20 protein-coding genes are annotated in these 18,187 nt (G+C 70.1%); 11 read left to right on the top strand and 9 right to left on the bottom strand.

Features of this window, described 5'->3' with window-relative positions:
* The first annotated feature begins 179 nt into the window (after positions 1-179).
* The 6 genes from QRN49_RS12735 (at position 180) to QRN49_RS12710 (ending at position 5,712) form a co-directional block, all read left to right on the top strand.
* Positions 180-1,415 (top strand): glycosyltransferase family 4 protein, encoded by a 1,236-nt coding sequence (locus tag QRN49_RS12735; RefSeq protein WP_284756249.1) that lies wholly within the window; start codon positions 180-182, stop codon positions 1,413-1,415.
* 78 nt (positions 1,416-1,493) lie between these two features.
* Positions 1,494-1,943: a succinate dehydrogenase, cytochrome b556 subunit gene (sdhC, locus tag QRN49_RS12730; protein ID WP_017888739.1), complete on the top strand. Its 450-nt coding sequence runs from the start codon at positions 1,494-1,496 to the stop codon at positions 1,941-1,943.
* Between the two features lie 11 nt (positions 1,944-1,954).
* Positions 1,955-2,401, top strand: coding sequence for a succinate dehydrogenase, hydrophobic membrane anchor protein (gene sdhD, locus QRN49_RS12725; RefSeq protein ID WP_071406401.1), 447 nt, complete (start codon positions 1,955-1,957; stop codon positions 2,399-2,401).
* Positions 2,402-2,450: 49 nt separating this feature from the next.
* The gene (gene sdhA, locus QRN49_RS12720) at positions 2,451-4,244 is read left to right on the top strand and encodes a succinate dehydrogenase flavoprotein subunit (protein WP_027466445.1); all 1,794 of its coding nucleotides are present in this window, start codon (positions 2,451-2,453) and stop codon (positions 4,242-4,244) included.
* Position 4,245: 1 nt separating this feature from the next.
* A complete protein-coding gene (locus tag QRN49_RS12715) occupies positions 4,246-5,019 on the top strand; it encodes a succinate dehydrogenase iron-sulfur subunit (RefSeq protein WP_017888736.1) in 774 nt (257 codons plus the stop codon).
* Between the two features lie 51 nt (positions 5,020-5,070).
* Complete coding sequence (locus QRN49_RS12710; RefSeq protein ID WP_071244287.1) at positions 5,071-5,712, top strand: TNT domain-containing protein; 642 nt, start codon at positions 5,071-5,073, stop codon at positions 5,710-5,712.
* 67 nt (positions 5,713-5,779) lie between these two features.
* Here the strand turns inward: QRN49_RS12710 and QRN49_RS12705 are convergent, their stop codons facing one another.
* The 8 genes from QRN49_RS12705 to ptsP form a co-directional block, all read right to left on the bottom strand.
* Positions 5,780-6,502, bottom strand: a complete 723-nt coding sequence (locus QRN49_RS12705; RefSeq protein ID WP_350309135.1) for a DUF805 domain-containing protein — start codon at positions 6,500-6,502, stop codon at positions 5,780-5,782.
* Positions 6,499-7,083: a DUF805 domain-containing protein gene (locus tag QRN49_RS12700; protein WP_284756244.1), complete on the bottom strand. Its 585-nt coding sequence runs from the start codon at positions 7,081-7,083 to the stop codon at positions 6,499-6,501. The genes QRN49_RS12705 and QRN49_RS12700 overlap by 4 nt, the downstream gene beginning before the upstream one ends.
* 82 nt (positions 7,084-7,165) lie before the next feature.
* Entirely contained in the window at positions 7,166-7,711 is a 546-nt protein-coding gene (locus QRN49_RS12695) for a DUF805 domain-containing protein (RefSeq protein ID WP_284756242.1), read from the bottom strand.
* 120 nt (positions 7,712-7,831) lie between these two features.
* Positions 7,832-8,764 carry an NADP-dependent oxidoreductase gene (locus QRN49_RS12690; RefSeq protein WP_284756240.1) on the bottom strand — a complete coding sequence of 311 codons (933 nt, stop codon included), beginning with the start codon at positions 8,762-8,764 and terminating at the stop codon, positions 7,832-7,834.
* 112 nt (positions 8,765-8,876) lie between these two features.
* A complete protein-coding gene (locus QRN49_RS12685) occupies positions 8,877-10,034 on the bottom strand; it encodes a mannitol-1-phosphate 5-dehydrogenase (protein WP_111031944.1) in 1,158 nt (385 codons plus the stop codon).
* Positions 10,031-10,468 (bottom strand): PTS mannitol transporter subunit IIA, encoded by a 438-nt coding sequence (locus QRN49_RS12680; protein WP_071244331.1) that lies wholly within the window; start codon positions 10,466-10,468, stop codon positions 10,031-10,033. Before QRN49_RS12680 ends, QRN49_RS12685 begins: the two co-directional genes overlap by 4 nt.
* A gap of 88 nt (positions 10,469-10,556) precedes the next feature.
* On the bottom strand, positions 10,557-12,113 hold the full coding sequence (locus QRN49_RS12675) for a PTS mannitol transporter subunit IIBC (RefSeq protein ID WP_284756236.1): 1,557 nt from the start codon (positions 12,111-12,113) through the stop codon (positions 10,557-10,559).
* A gap of 68 nt (positions 12,114-12,181) precedes the next feature.
* Positions 12,182-13,840 (bottom strand): phosphoenolpyruvate--protein phosphotransferase, encoded by a 1,659-nt coding sequence (ptsP, locus tag QRN49_RS12670; RefSeq protein WP_071406395.1) that lies wholly within the window; start codon positions 13,838-13,840, stop codon positions 12,182-12,184.
* A gap of 251 nt (positions 13,841-14,091) precedes the next feature.
* Here ptsP and QRN49_RS12665 point away from each other — a divergent pair, with 251 nt between their 5' ends.
* Together QRN49_RS12665 and QRN49_RS12660 are read left to right on the top strand one after the other, a co-directional pair.
* Positions 14,092-14,862 (top strand): DeoR/GlpR family DNA-binding transcription regulator, encoded by a 771-nt coding sequence (locus tag QRN49_RS12665; protein ID WP_027466423.1) that lies wholly within the window; start codon positions 14,092-14,094, stop codon positions 14,860-14,862.
* Between the two features lie 69 nt (positions 14,863-14,931).
* Positions 14,932-15,204 (top strand): HPr family phosphocarrier protein, encoded by a 273-nt coding sequence (locus tag QRN49_RS12660; protein WP_022905912.1) that lies wholly within the window; start codon positions 14,932-14,934, stop codon positions 15,202-15,204.
* A gap of 92 nt (positions 15,205-15,296) precedes the next feature.
* Here QRN49_RS12660 and QRN49_RS12655 read toward each other — a convergent pair whose 3' ends face one another.
* On the bottom strand, positions 15,297-15,629 hold the full coding sequence (locus QRN49_RS12655; RefSeq protein WP_111038045.1) for a hypothetical protein: 333 nt from the start codon (positions 15,627-15,629) through the stop codon (positions 15,297-15,299).
* 52 nt (positions 15,630-15,681) lie between these two features.
* Between QRN49_RS12655 and QRN49_RS12650 the strand changes: the two genes are divergently transcribed.
* Genes QRN49_RS12650 through QRN49_RS12640 form a run of 3 tightly spaced genes read left to right on the top strand, consistent with a single transcriptional unit; the run spans position 15,682 to position 18,133 of the window.
* Positions 15,682-16,524, top strand: a complete 843-nt coding sequence (locus QRN49_RS12650; RefSeq protein ID WP_260688975.1) for an exodeoxyribonuclease III — start codon at positions 15,682-15,684, stop codon at positions 16,522-16,524.
* Between the two features lie 41 nt (positions 16,525-16,565).
* Complete coding sequence (trpS, locus tag QRN49_RS12645; protein WP_260688973.1) at positions 16,566-17,576, top strand: tryptophan--tRNA ligase; 1,011 nt, start codon at positions 16,566-16,568, stop codon at positions 17,574-17,576.
* Between the two features lie 2 nt (positions 17,577-17,578).
* Positions 17,579-18,133 carry a GNAT family N-acetyltransferase gene (locus QRN49_RS12640; protein ID WP_260688971.1) on the top strand — a complete coding sequence of 185 codons (555 nt, stop codon included), beginning with the start codon at positions 17,579-17,581 and terminating at the stop codon, positions 18,131-18,133.
* The last annotated feature ends 54 nt before the right edge of the window (positions 18,134-18,187 follow it).

Here is an 18,187-nt window from a genome sequence, read left to right as displayed (position 1 = left end):
CGTACCGCCCCCGCCGGGCGGATCCTGGGTGGTCTCCGCACGATTCCCGCATGCGGCCTCCCGCAGGGCGCCGTCCGGCGTCCGCGCCGGAGGGCGTCGCGTTGTTCACCCGGCGCGCGCGTCCCGTTCACGTCGTCGGCCCCGCCGGGTCACGTCACGCCCGGAGCATGGGCAGCACCATGAGCGCACGCAGCGTGGAGCGCGGCACGTCCCCCCGGACCGTCGCCGTCGTGACCGAGAGCTTCCTGCCCACCCTCAACGGCGTGACCACCAGTGTCCTGGCGGTCCTCGACCACCTGGAACGACGGGGTCACCGCGCGGTCGTGATCGCCCCGGACACCCCCGGCCTGGCGCAGTTCCGGTCGCGCAGCGCCGTCGAGCGCTACCGCTCCTTCGACGTCCACCGCATCCCCGCCGTCGCCTACCGCCAGTTCCCGGTGGCACTCCCCCACCCGGTGCTCGACACGATCCTCGCCGCCTCCGGCGCCGACGTGCTCCACGCCGCCAGTCCGTTCCTGCTGGGTGGGCGCGCGATCACGGCAGCCGGGAGGCTCGGCATCCCCTCCGTCGCCGTCTTCCAGACCGACGTGGCCGGGTTCGCCCGCCGCAACGGCCTGACCGCGACCGTCCCGTTGGTGCGGAAGATCCTCGGACGCATCCACGCCGGCGCCTCGCTGACGCTCGCCCCGTCGAGCGCGACGGCCACGATGCTCGCCGAGGAGGGCGTGCCCCGCGTCGCCCGCTGGGGTCGCGGCGTCGACACCGAGCTGTTCCACCCCGCGCGCCGGTCCACCGGGCACGTGCGGGCACTCCGCCGCCGCCTGGCCCCGAACGGCGAGACCATCGTCGGGTACGTCGGACGCCTGGCCCCGGAGAAGGAGGTCGAGCGGCTCGCCGAACTCGGCGGCGTCCCCGGCATCCGGGTCGTCGTGGCCGGAGGGGGTCCGTCGCGGGCGATGCTCGAACGTCGGCTCCGGCACCTCGACGTCACCTTCACCGGCCCCCTGCGCGGCGACGCACTCGCCGACGCGTACGCGTCGCTCGACCTGTTCGTGCACACCGGTCCGGCCGAGACCTTCGGGCAGACCCTGCAGGAGGCCCACGCCTCCGGCCTGCCCGTGATCGCGCCGGCGTCCGGCGGCCCGCTCGACCTGGTCGCCCCGGGGCTCGACGGCGAGCTCTACGACGCCGATGCGCCGCAGGCCATGCGGCACGCGGTCCTGCGGCTGCACCACGACCGCGCGCTGGCGGAGCGGATGGGTTCCGCCGGTCGGCTCCGGGTCGAGGGCACGACCTGGGAGGCCGTCGGCGACCAGCTCCTCGACCACCACGACACGGCCCGCACCATCGGCGCGCCGCCCGTCGGACGGGGCCTCCGGGCAGGTCGGGACGAGAAGGTCAGCGCCCGCGCATAGGATGGGTCGTGTTCCACACGAACACGAACGGCAAGGGCTCGCCGATCGGGCGAGCCCGTCCTATGGAAGGACGAGCTCATGGCTGAGCACACCGGCGGGGGTACGGCGACCGCGGTGCCCGACGTCTCGATCGAAGCCCCGCGGGCTTCTCGGACGCCACAGGGCACGCTCTACCGCGGTTCGATCGGGATGTGGTCGTGGGTCCTCCACCGCATCACCGGGGTCGCGATCTACTTCTTCCTGCTCGTGCACATCCTCGACACGGCGCTCGTGCGGCTCTCCCCAGAGGCGTACAACGCGGTCATCGGCACGTACAAGACCCCGATCATGAACCTCGGCGAGATCGCGCTGGTCATGGCCATCGTGTTCCACGCCTTCAACGGCCTGCGGATCATCCTGATCGACTTCTGGTCGAAGGGCCCGAAGTACCAGCGGGCCATGTTCTGGATCGTCATGGTCCTGTGGGCGGTGGCGATCGCGGGCTTCCTGCCCCGCCAGCTCATGAACCTCGTCGCGGACTTCAACTGAGGGGCACGAAGATGACCACGCAGATCGTCGAACCTCCCCGCTCGGCCGCAGCCGCCCGCAGCACCACCAACTGGGAGAAGTGGGGCTGGATCTACATGCGCGCCTCGGGCGTGCTGCTCGTCGTGCTGATCTTCGGCCACCTCTTCGTCAACATGGTGGCCGGCGAGGGCGTCAAGCAGATCGACTTCGCCTTCGTCGCCGGCAAGTGGGCCAACCCCTTCTGGAAGGTCTGGGACTCGCTCATGCTGGTCCTCGCCCTCATCCACGGCTCGAACGGCATGCGCACGATCGTCAACGACTACGTGTCGAAGCCCGGCATCCGCAAGACGCTCCTCGTCGCGATCCTGGCCGCCTGCGTCGTGCTGATCGTCCTCGGGCTCCTCGTCTGCTGGACCTTCGACCCGTGCCCCGCCGGCGCCGCTGCCGCCGACCTGCCGTCCTTCTGCCCGGCGCAGTAGCACCACCACCGTTGCTGCCCGCGTTCCCACCGTCTACGGAAAGACCCCTGTGACCGAGACCACCGTCCACCACCACCAGTTCGACATCGTCATCATCGGCGCCGGAGGCGCGGGCATGCGAGCCGCGATCGAAGCCGGCCCGAAGGCGAAGACGGCCGTCATCTCGAAGCTCTACCCCACCCGGTCGCACACCGGTGCGGCGCAGGGCGGGATGGCCGCGGCCCTCGCGAACGTCGAAGAGGACTCGTGGGAGTGGCACACCTTCGACACGATCAAGGGCGGCGACTACCTGGTCGACCAGGACGCCGCCGAGATCCTCGCGAAAGAGGCGATCGACGCCGTCATCGACCTCGAGAACATGGGCCTGCCGTTCAACCGCACGCCCGAGGGCAAGATCGACCAGCGCCGTTTCGGTGGGCACACCCGCGACCACGGCAAGTCCCCGGTCCGCCGGGCCTGCTACGCCGCCGACCGCACCGGGCACATGATCCTGCAGACGCTGTTCCAGAACTGCGTGAAGCTCGGCGTCGAGTTCTACAACGAGTTCTACGCGCTCGACCTCATCATGGTCGACGTCGTCGGTGACGACGGTGTCACCCGCCAGCAGCCGGCCGGCGTCGTCGCGTTCGAGCTCGCGACCGGTGAGCTGCACGTCTTCCACGCCAAGGCGATGATCTTCGCGACCGGCGGCTTCGGCAAGATGTACAAGACCACCTCGAACGCGCACACCCTGACCGGCGACGGCGTCGGCATCGTGTGGCGCAAGGGCCTGCCGCTCGAGGACATGGAGTTCTTCCAGTTCCACCCGACCGGGCTCGCCGGGCTCGGCATCCTGCTGACCGAGGGTGCCCGCGGTGAGGGCGCGATCCTCCGGAACGCCTCGGGTGAGCGCTTCATGGAGCGGTACGCCCCCACCATCAAGGACCTCGCACCGCGTGACATCGTCGCGCGCTGCATGGTGCAGGAAGTGGCCGAGGGCCGGGGTGCCGGACCGAACAAGGACTACGTGCTGCTCGACTGCACGCACCTGGGGGCCGAGGTCCTCGAGACGAAGCTGCCGGACATCACCGAGTTCGCCCGCACGTACCTCGGCGTCGACCCCGTCGTCGAGCCGGTGCCCGTCATGCCGACCGCGCACTACGCGATGGGCGGGATCCCGACGAACGTCAAGGCCGAGGTCCTGTACGACAACACCACCGTCGTCCCCGGCCTGTACGCCGCCGGCGAGTGCGCCTGCGTCTCCGTGCACGGCTCCAACCGCCTCGGCACCAACTCGCTGCTCGACATCAACGTCTTCGGCAAGCGCTCGGGCAACAACGCCGCCGAGTGGGTCCAGACCGCCGAGTTCCTCCCCCTGCCGGAAGACCCGGCGGCCGGCGTCCGCGGCATGCTCGACCAGCTCCGTGCCTCGACCGGCACCGAGCGCGTCTCCGCCCTCCGCAAGGAACTGCAGGAGGAGATGGACAAGAACGCGCAGGTGTTCCGCACGGACGAGTCGCTCGCCCGTGTCACCGAGACCCTGCACACGCTCCGCAACCGCTTCATGCAGGTCTCCGTGCAGGACAAGGGCAAGCGGTTCAACACCGACCTGCTCGAGGCCGTCGAGCTCGGATTCCTGCTCGACCTGGCCGAGGTCGTCGTCTACTCGGCGCGCAACCGCAAGGAGAGCCGCGGCGGCCACATGCGCGACGACTACCCGAAGCGCGACGACGAGAACTACATGCAGCACACCATGGCGTACCTGACGGGCGACCCGCACTCGTCACTCGCCGACGACCACATCACGCTCGACTGGAAGCCCGTCGTCATCACGCGGTACCAGCCGATGGAGAGGAAGTACTGAGATGACCGACACCCTGGTCTCCGAGGCACCCCGCACCGACACCGTGCAGGACGCCCCTCCCGGATCCTTCTCCGTCACGGTCATCGTCCGTCGCTTCGACCCCGACGTCGACGACGAGCCGCGCTGGCAGGACTTCGACGTCATGATGCTGCCGACCGACCGCATCCTCGACGCCCTGCACAAGATCAAGTGGGAGCAGGACGGGTCCCTGACCTTCCGCCGCTCGTGCGCGCACGGCGTGTGTGGTTCCGACGCGATGCGCATCAACGGTCGCAACCGCCTGGCGTGCAAGACCCTGATCAAGGACCTCGACGTCTCGAAGCCGATCTACGTCGAGGCGATCAAGGGCCTGCCGCTCGAGAAGGACCTCGTCGTCGACATGGAGCCCTTCTTCCAGAGCTACCGCGAGGTGCAGCCGTTCCTGCAGTCCTCGTCGGCCCCGACGCCCGGCAAGGAGCGTGTGCAGTCCGTCGCCGACCGCGCCCGCTTCGACGACACCACGAAGTGCATCCTCTGCGCCGCGTGCACGTCGTCCTGCCCGGTGTTCTGGACCGACGGGCAGTACTTCGGCCCCGCGGCGATCGTGAACGCACACCGGTTCATCTTCGACTCCCGCGACGACGCCGCGAACGTCCGTCTCGACATCCTCAACGACAAGGAAGGCGTCTGGCGCTGCCGCACGACCTTCAACTGCACCGACGCGTGCCCCCGCGGCATCCAGGTGACGAAGGCGATCTCCGAGGTCAAGCAGGCGATCATGCGCGGCCGGGCGTAGTCCCGGCTCCGTCCAAGGCCCAGCACCACGTCGACCGATAGGCTCCCGACCATGACGTTCGCGGACACCCGCCCCATCCTCGACCAGCTCGGCTACACGACCCGGTACGTGCAGCTCCCCGGCGAGACCCTGCACGAACCGCCGGTCGAGGGGGCGCTCCGCATCGTCCAGACCGACGCCTCCGGCTACGCGCTCGAGGTCGTCGACTACGGCACGGCTCGTCGTCTCGCGCAGGCCACGGGCGAGGACGACGCGGTCGAGATGCTGCGCCGGTTCCTGAACCGTCCGTTCCCGGAGCCGCGCGACATCCCCCGCCACGAGCTCGAGGGGCTCCGCGACCGCGCGGCGTCGACCTACCCGCAGCTCGCGCAGCAGGTCGCGCAGGCCGGCGAGCAGGGGCTGACCATCCAGATCCCGGCCGGTGTCCCCGTCGACCGCATCGGTGGCCCGGACGGCTACCTGCTGCACCCGCTCGACACCCCACTGCCCAGCCGGTCACTGCCCCCGCACGTGACCTCCTCGCCGGAGACCCACCGGTACGTCGTCGACCGGCCGTTCCTGGTGAACGTCCGCTTCGTCCAGCCGTGGTTCGAGCAGCCGGGCGGCGCCCTGCGCTTCCAGATCGCCGACCCGTCGGCCACCGTGCGTGACCTGGTGGTCGACGGCGCGCTCGTCCGCCTCCGGGTCGTCTGAGCCCACCTATACACGAACAGCCCGCCCCGCGCTCGATGCGTGGGGCGGGCTGTTCTCGTTCGTGGAGCTACCGCAGGTCGGGGCGGTCGTACCGCGCACCGGCCGGGTTCGACGGCAGGCAGCCGAACACGATGGCTGCGGGGCTCGCGATGAGCGACACGAGCCAGAGCGGGCCCGGCAGGTTCGCGTCGTGGAGTCGGCGCCACGCGAGTGCCAGGTTCGGCACGAGGGTGGCGAGCCACCACAGCCCGAAGAGCCCGAGCAGCACGAAGGCGAACGGCGAAGGCGCCCCCGACACGTCGCGCGAGTACCCGTAGTCGTCCACGACGGTGGTGGTCGGGCTGGTGGCGATCAGCAGGGCGATGAAGCCCCCGTAGAGCACGATCGTGACGATGGCGTTGGCCAGGAACCAGTACCAGTACTCACTGCGACCGGCACGGCCGTCGAAGCGGGCGTACTTCTTGAAGAACCGGAGGAACGCGTCGAGGAACCCGATGCCGTACCAGGGGGCCCACAGCGGCGGAACGCCGTCCGGGCCGACCGGTATCGGCTCCGCCAGCTGCGGGTACCCACCGACGTACGGCTGGGCGTACTGCTGGTACGGCTGCTGTCCGTGGCCGGGCTGCTGCCCGTACCCGGGCTGCTGCCCGTACCCAGGCTGCTGCCCGTACCCAGGCTGCTGCCCGTACCCAGGCTGCTGCCCGTAGCCAGGCTGCGCGCCGGCCCCCGGCTGTCCCTGCTGCTGGTCGCCGCCGGGCTGGCCCCACTGGGGCGTCCCGTCGTTGCTCATCGGCTCGAGACGGGGCGGTCGTACCGCGCACCCTGCGGGTTCGAGGGCAGCAGGCCGAAGACGATGCCGACGATGCCGACGAAGATCGCGATGATCCACAGCGCGCCCGTCAGGTTCGCGTCGTGCAGGCGGCGCCAGCCGAGGGCGAGCGTCGGAACGATGATCGCGAGGCCCCAGAGCAGGAACAGGATGCCCGAGATGACGAACAGCGCCGACGGCTCGGTGACGGTCGACTGGACACTGGTGGACGTCGCGGTCGACATCGACACCGTCGAGCGCTCCGAGGTGCCGATACCGATGCCGTACAGGATGCTGAGGACGATGACCACGATCGCGTTGGCGAGGTACCACCACCAGAACTCGCTCCGGCTGGCACGACCGCTGAACGTGGCGTACTTCTTGAAGAAGCGGCCGACGGCCTTGCCGAACGAGATCCCGTACCACGGTGCCCAGAGCGGCGGTTCACCGTTCGGTCCGGTCGGCGGCTGCTGGCCGTACTGCGGTGCGCCACCGTACTGCGGCGCGCCACCGAACTGGGCGTTCGGCTGGTTGTTCGGATCCTGCGGGTACTGGTCGCTCACGTGGTCCCCCTCGAGTGTCGGCTGATGGTCGCGTCTGAGTCAACCAGAACTCCCGAGCGGCGGTCAGGACCGGTACCGCGCGTCACCCCTGCAGCGGACGGTCGTACTGCTGCCCCTGCGGGTTCGACGACATCAGGCCGATGATCAGCGAGAACAGGATGCCGATCGGCGGGATGATGAAGAACAGCGCGAACAGACCGCTGAGGTTGACGTCGTGCAGCCGTCGCACGGTCAGCGCGATGAAGCCGAGTGCGCAGGCCAGGCTCCAGAGACTGCCGAGTCCGTCCGAACCGTCGTCGACGAACGGCAGCACGTCGAACCCGCTGCCGATGATGCCGGCGGCAGCCGAACCGATGAGGTACCAGAGCGCCCAGAACCAGTACTCCGACTGACTGGCCCGACCGTCGAAGCGCACGTACTTCTTCCAGAACCGCCGGAAGGCCTGGGGGAAGGGGATGCCGTACCAGGGTGCCCAGAGCGGCGGCTCGGACCTCCCACCGCTCGGCTGCCCCGGACCGGGCTGCCCGTACTGCCCATACTGCCCCGGAGGCTGCTGTGCCCACGGCTGCTGTCCGTGCGGGCCCTGCTGCTGGCCGTACGGGTCACGGGGCGGGTACTGGTCGCTCATCGGTGGGTTCCTTCCGGCGCGGCTGTCGGTCCACACAGAGTGTGGCACTCCCCCGAGCCGGTGAGCGTCATCCGCCCGGACGACACCTGACCCGACCGAGGACCTGGCCCGACGATGCGGTCAGGGCAGGAGCGCGAGCTTGCCCCCGGGGTGCCCGGACTCCAGCAGCTCCGCCGCCGCCTTCGCCTCCGCCAGCGGGAAGGTCCGCGCCACCGGGACCTCGAGCTGTCCGGCACCCGCGAGGTCGATGAGCCGCCGCCGCACCGAGTCACGGAACGCCTTGCTGGCCGGCTGCGCGCCGCCCACCGCGGCGATGCCGTCTGATGCGGCCCGCGCCTGCGCGGCGATCGTCACGATCCGTGACCGGTCCGCGACCAACGCGAGCGAGACGTCGACGGCCTCGTCGGTACCGACGCAGTCCAGTGCCACGTCGATGCCGGAGGGTGCGAGATCACGGACACGCGCCTCCAGGCCGTCGCCGTACGCGACCCACTCACCGCCGAAGCGTCGGACGACGTCCGCACCACGCTCCGACGCGGTGCCGATGACGCGGGTGCCGAGCAGCCGCAGCTGCTGGAGCAGGCTGACGCCGACCGCGCCCGATGCGCCGTGCACCAGGACGGTGTCGCGCCCCTCCGCGCGGGTGACGCGGAGCATGTCGGCGGCGGTCGAGCCGGCGAGGAGCAGGTTGGCGGCCTCCGGGAAGCCGAGCGAAGCGGGCTTCGCGAAGACGTCGGCCGCGGGCACAGTGACCGACTCGGCCCAGCCGCCGCTGACGCGGAAGGCGAGGACCTCGTCGCCGACCGCTCCCCCACCGGACGCGATCTCGGTGTCGGGGCCGACTGCGGACAGCACGCCCGCGACCTCGTACCCGACGGCGATCGGCAGGTCAGCGGGGTCGCCCTGGCGGGTGTGCTTGGTGTCTGCGGGGTTCATGCCGGCGGCGCGGACGGCGATCGTGACCTCGCCGGTGCTGGGTGCCGGCACCTCGGTGTCGACGGACTCCAGGACTTCGCTGCCGCCGAACCGTGGGGCCACCCAGTGCTTCGTCATGTTGGCGACGGTACGCGTCGCGACCGCGGAACGGACGGGAGACCCGTCACCAGCTGGTGACGGGTCTCCCGTCCGTCCGTGCGGACGTCGCAAGCCGTCCTTGCGGACGTCCTCAGGCGCGCGCGGACCGGATCCGCTCGGTGAACGCGGCGTGCAGCGGGTGCTCCGCGGCGAGACCGGTGATCTGCGTGGCCACGTCCGCGTCGGACGCGTCCGATGCCAACAGCGCCTGCAGCTCGACGCTCTGCTCGTCGTCCGCGACGTCGAAGCGGAGCGCCGCGGCCATCGCGTCGAGGAGCGCGGTCGGCTCGGTGCCGTCCTCGGCCAGTGCGGCGGCGGGCGAGACGAACCGCTCGTCGCGCGACAGCTTGCGGAGCGGCTGACGGCCGACGCGGGTCACCGTGTCGGGCAGGTGCGGGTTCTCGAACCGGCCGATGATCGCCTGCACGTACGCGCGGTGCACCTCGGGGTCGAGCTCGTGCCGGCGGATGAGCAGGTCGCTCGTCTCGGCGAGCACGGACTCGAGCTCGGAGCGCACGGCGGGGATCGCGATGGCGTCCGAGATCTTGTCGGCCCCGGCGACGAAGCCGTGGTACGCGACGGTCGCGTGCCCGGTGTTGACAGTGAAGAGCTTGCGCTCGATCGAGGCGGCGAGGCCGTCGACGTAGTGCGCGCCGGGGATCTCCGGCTCGTTCCCACCGAACGGCGTGCGATCGATGGCCCACTCGAAGTAGGTCTCCACGGTCACGTCGAGTCCGCCACCCTCGGGCTGCGCGGGCACGATGCGGTCGACGGCGGTGTTCGCGAAGACGGCCTTGGCCAGGGCGGCGTCGCGGCCGTCCTCGGGCAGGGCGGCGACGATGAACTCGCGCAGGCGGTCCGTGGCGTTGAGGGCGTTCTCGCACGCCATGACGGCGATCGGTGCGGCGTCCGCGTCGCGGGCGACGAGCGCGCGGGCGATCACCGGGGCGATGAACTTCAGGACGTTCGGGCCGACGGCGCACGTGACGATCGCGGCCTTCGCGATCTCGGCGACCACACCGTCCTCGTCCTGTGCGCTGTTCAGTGCACGGAAGTTCGTGACCTCGTGGTCCTGGGCCCCGGCCCCGACCTCGTGCACGGTGTACGAGTCGGCTGCGGCCAGGGCGTCGATGAGCGGGGCGGCGACGTCGGCGAAGACGACCTCGTACCCGGCCTCGTGGAGCAGGAGCCCGACGAAGCCACGGCCGATGTTGCCGGCGCCGAAGTGGACGGCGGTGCTGGTGCTCACTCGTTGACCTCGCCGAGGATCGACAGGATCGCGGCGGTGTCGGCGGCGTCGGTGAGCTTCTGGACCTCGTCCTCGTCGGAGAACACGATCGCGATCTTCGACAGGATGTCGAGGTGCTCGTTGTTCACGCCGGCGATGCCGACGACGAAGCGCACGGGGTTGCCGTCCCAGTCGATCGGGCTGGCGTAGCGGATGAACGACAGGGCGGACGACTTGATGGCATCCTTCGCGTCGTTGGTGCCGTGCGGGATGGCGAGGAAGTTGCCCATGTAGGTGGACACGCTCTTCTCACGCTCGAGCATGGCCGGGTAGTAGTCGGCCGTGACCGCGCCCGCAGCCTCGAGGATCTCGGCCGCCTCCTTCATCGCTTCCGACTTGGTCGGCGCGGTGTCCTCGGTGTGGATGCGGATCTGGCTCTCCTGCAGGACGGGCATCGGGGGTTCTCCTTGTGTTGAGGACGAGATGGAGGGGACGGGTCAGCCCCGTCCCCTCCGATACTGCACTTCGTTACTGGTTGTGGCGTTACTGGTTCTTCAGCTGCTCGACGACCTGGTCGTACTGCGGAGCGTTCATGAAGTTGCCGACCGACACGTGCTGTGCGTTCGGGTTCTTCTGCTTCGCGCGGTCCGTCAGTTCTTCCTGCGTGATGATCAGGTCCTCGTCACCGGACAGGTTCGCGATCGCCTTGTTGGAGACCGTGACCCCTTCGATGCCCGCCTTCTTGATCTTGTTGCGCAGGACGCTGGCGCCCATCGCACTCGAGCCCATGCCGGCGTCGCAGGCGAAGACCAGGTTCTGGACCTTCGTCGCCGTCGCCGTGCTCGCCGAGCCGACGCCGCCGAGGGAGGCCTCGGCCTCTCCCTCGTTGGCCGGGGAGTTGTTGCCGAGCAGGCCGGCGGTCGCCGAGTTGACGTCGCGGCCCTTGTTCGCCTGGAGCTTCGCCATCGCGGCGCTCATGTCACCGCCACCGTTCGCCAGGTCGCGCTTGCGGCTGGCGAGGAGGAAGAAGGACGAGACCGCGAACGACACCGCGGCGGACAGGATGACCGACAGGATCACGCCGAGGAAGCTGTTGCGCTCCGTGGCACCGAGCACCGCGAAGATCGAGCCGGGCGACGCCGGGGCGACGAGACCGGACTGGAACGCGACGTTCGTGGCGACACCCGTAGCACCACCGAGGATGACGGCGATGAACAGGACCGGCTTCTGCAGCACGTACGGGAAGTAGATCTCGTGGATGCCACCGAAGAACTGGATGATGATCGCGCCGGGAGCGGTCGAGCGGGCGATGCCGACACCGAAGAAGGTGAAGGCGAGCAGCAGACCGAGGCCGGGGCCGGGGTTCGCCTCGAGCAGGAACAGGATGCTCTTGCCCGACTCCTTCACCTGGTCGGCCCCGAGCTGGTCGAGCACACCGTGGTTGATGGCGTTGTTCAGGAAGAACACCTTCGCCGGCTCGATGATGACACTGGCGATCGGCAGGAGCGAGTGCTGCACGAGGAAGTCCACCATGTCACCGAGGCCCTCGGCGATGAGCTTGAACAGCGGCGCGAGCCAGAAGAACCCGACCATCGCGAGGGCGAAGCCCAGGATCCCGGCCGCGTAGTTGTTGACGAGCATCTCGAAGCCGGGCTTGATCTTGCCGTCCCAGATCTTGTCGATCTGCTTGATCAGGTAGGCACCGAGCGGCCCGCAGATCATCGCGCCGAGGATCATCGTCGTGCCGTTGGCGCCGATGATGACGCCCATGGTCATGATCGAACCGACGACCGCACCGCGGGTGTCGTAGACCATCCGGCCGCCCTGGATGGCGATCGCGAGCGGGATCAGGTAGGTCAGGATCGGGCCGACGAGGCCGGGGTTGGCGACGCCGGCCGTCTCACCGAACCCGCCGAGGACGCCGACGGGCGTCCAGCCGGTCTCGATGAAGAAGGCCGTGATGATGCCCCACGCGATGAAGATCGCGATGTTGGGCATGACCATGCCGGAGAGGAACGTGCCGAACTTCTGAACGGCGACGCGTCCGCCGCCCCGCGACTTCGCGGGTGCGTCGGGCGCTGCAACGGACGACGTTGTCATGTGCGGTGACTTTCTGTGTGGTGGAGCTGCTGCGTGGTGCTGGGAGGGGTGGTGCTGGGGGTGGTGGGTCAGGCGGCGTGCACCGCGGACGCGGCAGCGGACTTCGCGGCCGCCGCCGTGCTCGCGGCGAGTGCCGCCGTCGCCATCTCGCGGGCCTGTTCGAGCGTGTAGCGACCGAGTTCGGCGCGCACGTCGGCCAGGGCCGCGGGAGTCATGGAGAGGGTGGTGGCGCCGAGACCGACCAGGACGACGGCGAGCAGCGGGTCGGCTGCTGCCTCACCGCAGATCCCGACGGCCTTGCCGGCCGTGGCGCCCGCGGAGCCGAGCTGCGCGACGAGGCGCAGGACGGCGGGGTGCCACGGGTCCTGGTACGACGCGACGGTGCCGAGCATGCGGTCGGCAGCCATCGTGTACTGGGTCAGGTCGTTCGTGCCGATCGACACGAAGTCGGCGTTCTGGAACACCTGCTCGGCCATCAGCGCGAGCGACGGCACCTCGGCCATGACACCCGCGGTGCGGATGCCGAGTTCACGGGCCAGGGTGACGAAGTACTCGGTCTCCTCGGCGTCGGCGACCATCGGCGCCATGACCCACAGATCGGCCTCGGTCGCGGCGTCGGCCTGGGCGAGCGCGGTGAGCTGGTCGCGCAGGACCTCGGGGTGGTTCCGCAGGGCACGGAGACCGCGGCGCCCGAGGGCCGGGTTCTCCTCGTCCTTGTCGGTGAGGAACGGCAGGGGCTTGTCGGCGCCGGCGTCGAGCGCGCGCACGACGACCTTCTTGCCGGGGAACGCCGCGAGGAGCTGACGGTACGACTCGGTCTGCTCGTCGACCGTGGGGGCCTTCGGCGAGTCGAGGAAGAGGAACTCGGTGCGGAAGAGCCCCACGCCCTCCGCACCGAGAGCAACGGCGCCGGCGGCGTCGGCGGGGCTGCCGAGGTTCGCGAGCAGGGGCACGACGTGGCCGTCGGCGAGGGCACCGGCGGTGAGCGGTGCCGCTGCGGCGGCGAGACGGTCGGCGATGCGGCGCTCGACGTCCGCGACCAGTGCGGCGTCGGGGTCGGTGACGACCGTGCCGGCGATGGCGTCCACGACGACGGACTGACCGTCGGCCAGGTCGTCGGCACCGGTCACGCCGACGATGGCGGTGATGCCTTTGGCACGGGCGAGGATCGCGGTGTGCGAGGTCGGGCCGCCGTCACGGGTGACGAGTGCCAGGACCTTCTCGAGGTCGAGCAGCGCGGTGTCCGCCGGGGCGAGGTCGCGGGCGACGAGGACGAAGGGGGTGTCCGACTCGGGGACACCGGGGGCGTGCACGCCACGGAGCTTGGCGATGATGCGCTGGGCGACGTCGTCGAGGTCGGCCGCGCGCTCCCCCATGTAGCCGCCCATGCCGACGAGCAGGTCGCGGAACTGGGCGAACGCTTCGTACACGGCGCGCTCGGCGTTGGTGCCACCGTCGATGCGGGTGTGCACGTCGTCGAGGAGCGTCGGGTCCTGCGCCATGAGCGCCTGAGCCTCGAGCACGGCCTGGGCGTCGCCACCGGCGAGCTGTCCGCGCTTGTTGAGGTCGTCCGCCACGGCGGCCAGTGCGTCGTGCACGGCCTGCTTCGCGTCGTCCGCCGAGCCCACCAGGGCGTCCTTCGACGGTTCGCCGAGCGGGTCAGCCATCCGGAGCACGGGGCCGTGGGCAACGCCACGGCCGACGCCGGTGCCGAGCAGTTCGGACATTCGAGACTCCTTCATCTCACACGCGCTTGCGGTGGGGTAAATCGTTCGGTGCACACGACACGGGAACAGACCACGCCCGTGCGGCTGATCAGCACACTACCCCGCTTCGCGTTGACAAACAAACACATCCGGGGATAAAAATGCAGAAACAGATGCCCGTTTGCGTCTGGCGGATCGAACGCACGGGACGACATCGCGGATGTCGTGCCCGAGCATGTCCGTTCCGTTCCGACCCGAGACGACGAGGTCCGATGTACGCACCAGAACGCCACCAGCGCATCGTCGAGCAGGCGCGCGCGCAGGGCCGGGTGGACGTCAAAGACCTGGCCGAGTTGCTCGCCGTCACGCCCGAGACCATCCGCCGCGACCTGACGAGCCTCGAGCGCCGCGGCCTCGTCCGTCGTGCGCACGGCGGGGCGATCCCCGTCGAGCGGATCACCCTGCACCCCGGCGTCGGGGACCGCGGCGGCATCAACCAGACCGAGAAGATGGTCATCGCCGAGGCCGCCCTGGCGGAACTGCCCGAGAACGGCTCGATCATGATCGACGCCGGCACCTCGACCATCTGCCTGGCCGAGCTGCTGCCGACCGACCGCGGGCTGACCGTCGTCACGCACTCGCTGCCCGTCGCCACCGCCGTCGCGAACCGCCCGGGCATCGACCTGCACCTGCTCGGCGGCAACATCCGCAGCGACTCCCTGGCCGGGGTCGGCACCTGGACGCACCAGCTCATCGGCATGGTCAGCGTCGACGTCGCCTTCATCAGCATCAACGGCATCACGCCGGAGCGCGGCCTGACGACCCACAACATGGCCGAGGCCGCCGTGAAGAGCGCGATGATCAAGTCCGCACGACGGAGCATCCTGCTCGCCGACCACACCAAGTTCGGCCGTGAGGAGTTCGGTCGCGTCGCCCCGCTCGCCGCGATCGACACGATCATCACCGACCCCGCCGTCAACCTCGACCTGGTCCGCGAGGTCGAGGCCGCCGGCACCGAGGTCTTCTGGCCCGGCCGACCCTGACCGTGCCCCGTCCCCGCCCACCCAGTGCTCGCTAGCATGAGCCAACCACCCATCGACAGGAGTACATCGATGTCCGAAGCCACCCGCACCGTGACCGTCGCCAGCGCATCCGGCCTGCACGCTCGCCCCGCATCCCTCTTCGTCCAGACCGTGACGGCGTCGGGGCACCAGGTCACGATCGCCAAGGGCGACAAGTCCGGGAACGCCGGCAGCATCCTCGCCCTGCTCGGGCTCGGCATCGAGAACGGCGACGAGGTCACCCTCACCGTCTCGGGCGACGACGCCGAGACCACCGCGGACAGCCTGGTCGAGTTCCTGAAGACGGACCACGACGCGGCCTGATCGCGCAGGTCGCGTCCTGCACGCGACCACCAGACGGACGGGAGGCCCGTGGCTGCGCAGCCACGGGCCTCCCGTCCGTCGTCCGGTCGCCGCTACGGCGCGATGGGCGGGATCGCGCGAAGCTCGCCCCAGGCGAAGGAGCTCTCGGCGATGAAGTCCTGCAGGTCATCGGCGAGGTCGTGGAGGAGTCCGGGCAGGTCGTCGACGTCCTCGACGAGGCTCCTCGTCCCCTGGGTCTCGCCCCCGATCTCCCAGACGACGCTCATCGAGCCGTCGATGAACTCGTCCTCCTCGTGGTCGAGTTCCCAGTCCCCGTGCGGGCTCACCCAGAAGCGGGCGGAGCGGAACTCGTCCGGACGGAGCATCTGCGCTGCCACGGGTCGGAACGCGGCGAGCAGCTCGCCGACGGTCATCACGACGGTCATGGCCAGATCGTACGACCGAGGGCTGTCGGCACCCGCCGATAAGGTGTTCTGCATGACACGCCTGCGCCTCGCATCCGTCAACGTGAACGGCGTCCGCGCCGCCTTCCGCAAGGGCATGGGCGACTGGCTCGCCACCCGCGACGTCGACGTGCTGGCCCTGCAGGAAGTGCGCGCGTCGAGCGACGACCTGGCGGCGCTGCTCGGCGACGAGTGGGACATCGTGCACGACCCGGCGACCGCGAAGGGCCGGGCCGGCGTCGCCATCGCCTCGCGTCACTCGGCCCAGATCCACCGCGTCGCGCTCGGCGCGGACGACTTCGACTCGGCCGGCCGCTGGCTCGAGGCCGACTACGAGATCGGCGGCACGACCGTCACCGTCGTCTCCACCTACGTGCACTCGGGCGAGGTCGACACCCCCAAGCAGGACGAGAAGTGGAAGTTCCTCGACGCCATGACCGAGCGGCTGCCGGCACTCCGGGCGCACAACCCGCTCGCGGTCGTCGTCGGTGACCTGAACGTCGGGCACGACGAGCGCGACATCAAGAACTGGAAGGGCAACGTCAAGCGAGCCGGCTTCCTGCCGCGCGAGCGTGCCTACTTCTCGCGGTTCTTCGGCGCCGACGGCGAACCGGTCGAGGGCGCCGACGGCTCCACGGGCCCCGGGCTCGGATGGGTCGACGTGGGTCGCGCCCAGGCCGGCGACGTCGACGGCCCGTTCACATGGTGGTCGTGGCGCGGTCAGGCGTTCGACAACGACACCGGTTGGCGCATCGACTACCAGATGGCGACGCCCGACCTGGCCGCCAAGGTCACGGAGTACACGGTCGACCGCGCTGCAGCGTACGACCAGCGATGGTCCGACCACGCCCCCGTGGTCGTCGACTACGAACTCTGACCCCTCTTCTCTCGCTTCACCTGACGCACCGGAGCACCACCATGACCAAGACCCGCATCTTCTCGGGCATCCAGCCGTCCGCCGGATCGCTGCACCTCGGCAACTACGTCGGGGCGCTCATGCAGTGGAGGACCCTGCTCGACGACTACGACGCCATCTACTGCGTCGTCGACATGCACGCGATCACCTCGCCGCAGGACCCGGCCGAGCTCCGCGCGAACACCCGGGCCACCGCTGCGCAGTACATCGCGTCGGGCATCGACCCGTCCAAGGCGACGCTGTTCGTGCAGTCGCACGTGCCCGCGCACGCCGAACTCGCCTGGGTGCTGAACACCCTGACCGGCTTCGGCGAAGCGAGCCGGATGACCCAGTTCAAGGACAAGTCGGCACGCCAGGGTGCCGAGGCCGCGTCGGTCGGGCTCTTCACCTACCCGGTCCTGATGGCCGCGGACATCCTGCTCTACGACACCAAGGTCGTGCCGGTCGGCGACGACCAGCGCCAGCACGTCGAGCTCACGCGTGACCTGGCCGGACGCTTCAACTCGCGGTTCGGTGACACCTTCGTCACGCCCGAGGCACGCATCCTGACCGAGACCGCGCGCATCTACGACCTGCAGGACCCGACCAGCAAGATGAGCAAGTCCGCAGCATCGGACAACGGCCTCATCCGCCTGCTCGACGATCCGAAGCGCACCGCGAAGAAGATCAAGTCGGCCGTCACCGACGCCGAGCGCGAGATCCGGGCCGACCGCCAGGCCAAGCCCGGTGTGACGAACCTGCTGTCGATCCTGTCGGCGTTCACCGGCACCTCGATCGCCGCGCTCGAGGAGTCGTTCGCCGGCAAGGGCTACGGCGATCTGAAGGGCGAGGTCGCCGACGCCGTCGTGGCCGAGCTCGAACCGGTCCGCGCCCGCACACTCGATCTCCTCGACGACCCGGCGGAGCTCGACCGGCTGCTCGCCGTCGGCGCCGACCGCGCCGAGTCGATCGCGCAGGAAACCCTGGCCCGCGTCTACGACCGCATCGGGTTCGTCCCGCGGTCGCGCGGCTGACCGTGCAGCCCGCCACGCTCGAGTCCGCGCGGGTCCGGCTCGACCTGCCCACCCGCGCCGACACCGCGGCGATCACCGAGGCCTGCCAGGACCCGGAGATCGTCCGGTGGACGACGGTGCCGACGCCGTACCGCGAGCAGGACGCGCGGACCTTCGTCGACGCCCTGGTCGGACCGGGGTGGGCATCGGACCGCGAGTACACGTGGGCGATCCGACCGGCCGGTTCGACGTGGCTCGCGGGCATCATCAGCTACCGCACCGCCGGCCGTGACCTCGGGTTCTGGCTCGCACCGTCCGCGCGCGGTGCCGGACTCATGCACGACGCCGTCCGGCTCGTCGTCGACTGGGCGTTCGAGCAGGGTGCGCCGGACGTCTACTGGGAGTGCTACGAGGGCAACGCAGCGTCGGCGGCGGTCGCCCGTGCGGCCGGGTTCTCGTTCACGGGACTCGGCGCAGCACGGGTGCCGGACCGGGACGGCGGCCCGACCGCGGCGTGGACCGCACTGCGACGCGCCGACGGCACCCCAGCCTCCGAACTCCCCTGGCCCGTCGCCTGAACGCGCTCACATCCGTGGTGACGTGTCACCCAACCGCCGCCGGTAAGCTCGGCC

Origin of the sequence: Curtobacterium sp. ME-Dv--P-122a (assembly GCF_030209645.1) — a bacterium.
Lineage (GTDB): Bacteria > Actinomycetota > Actinomycetes > Actinomycetales > Microbacteriaceae > Curtobacterium > Curtobacterium flaccumfaciens.
This window is presented reverse-complemented; position numbering and strand designations above follow the sequence as displayed.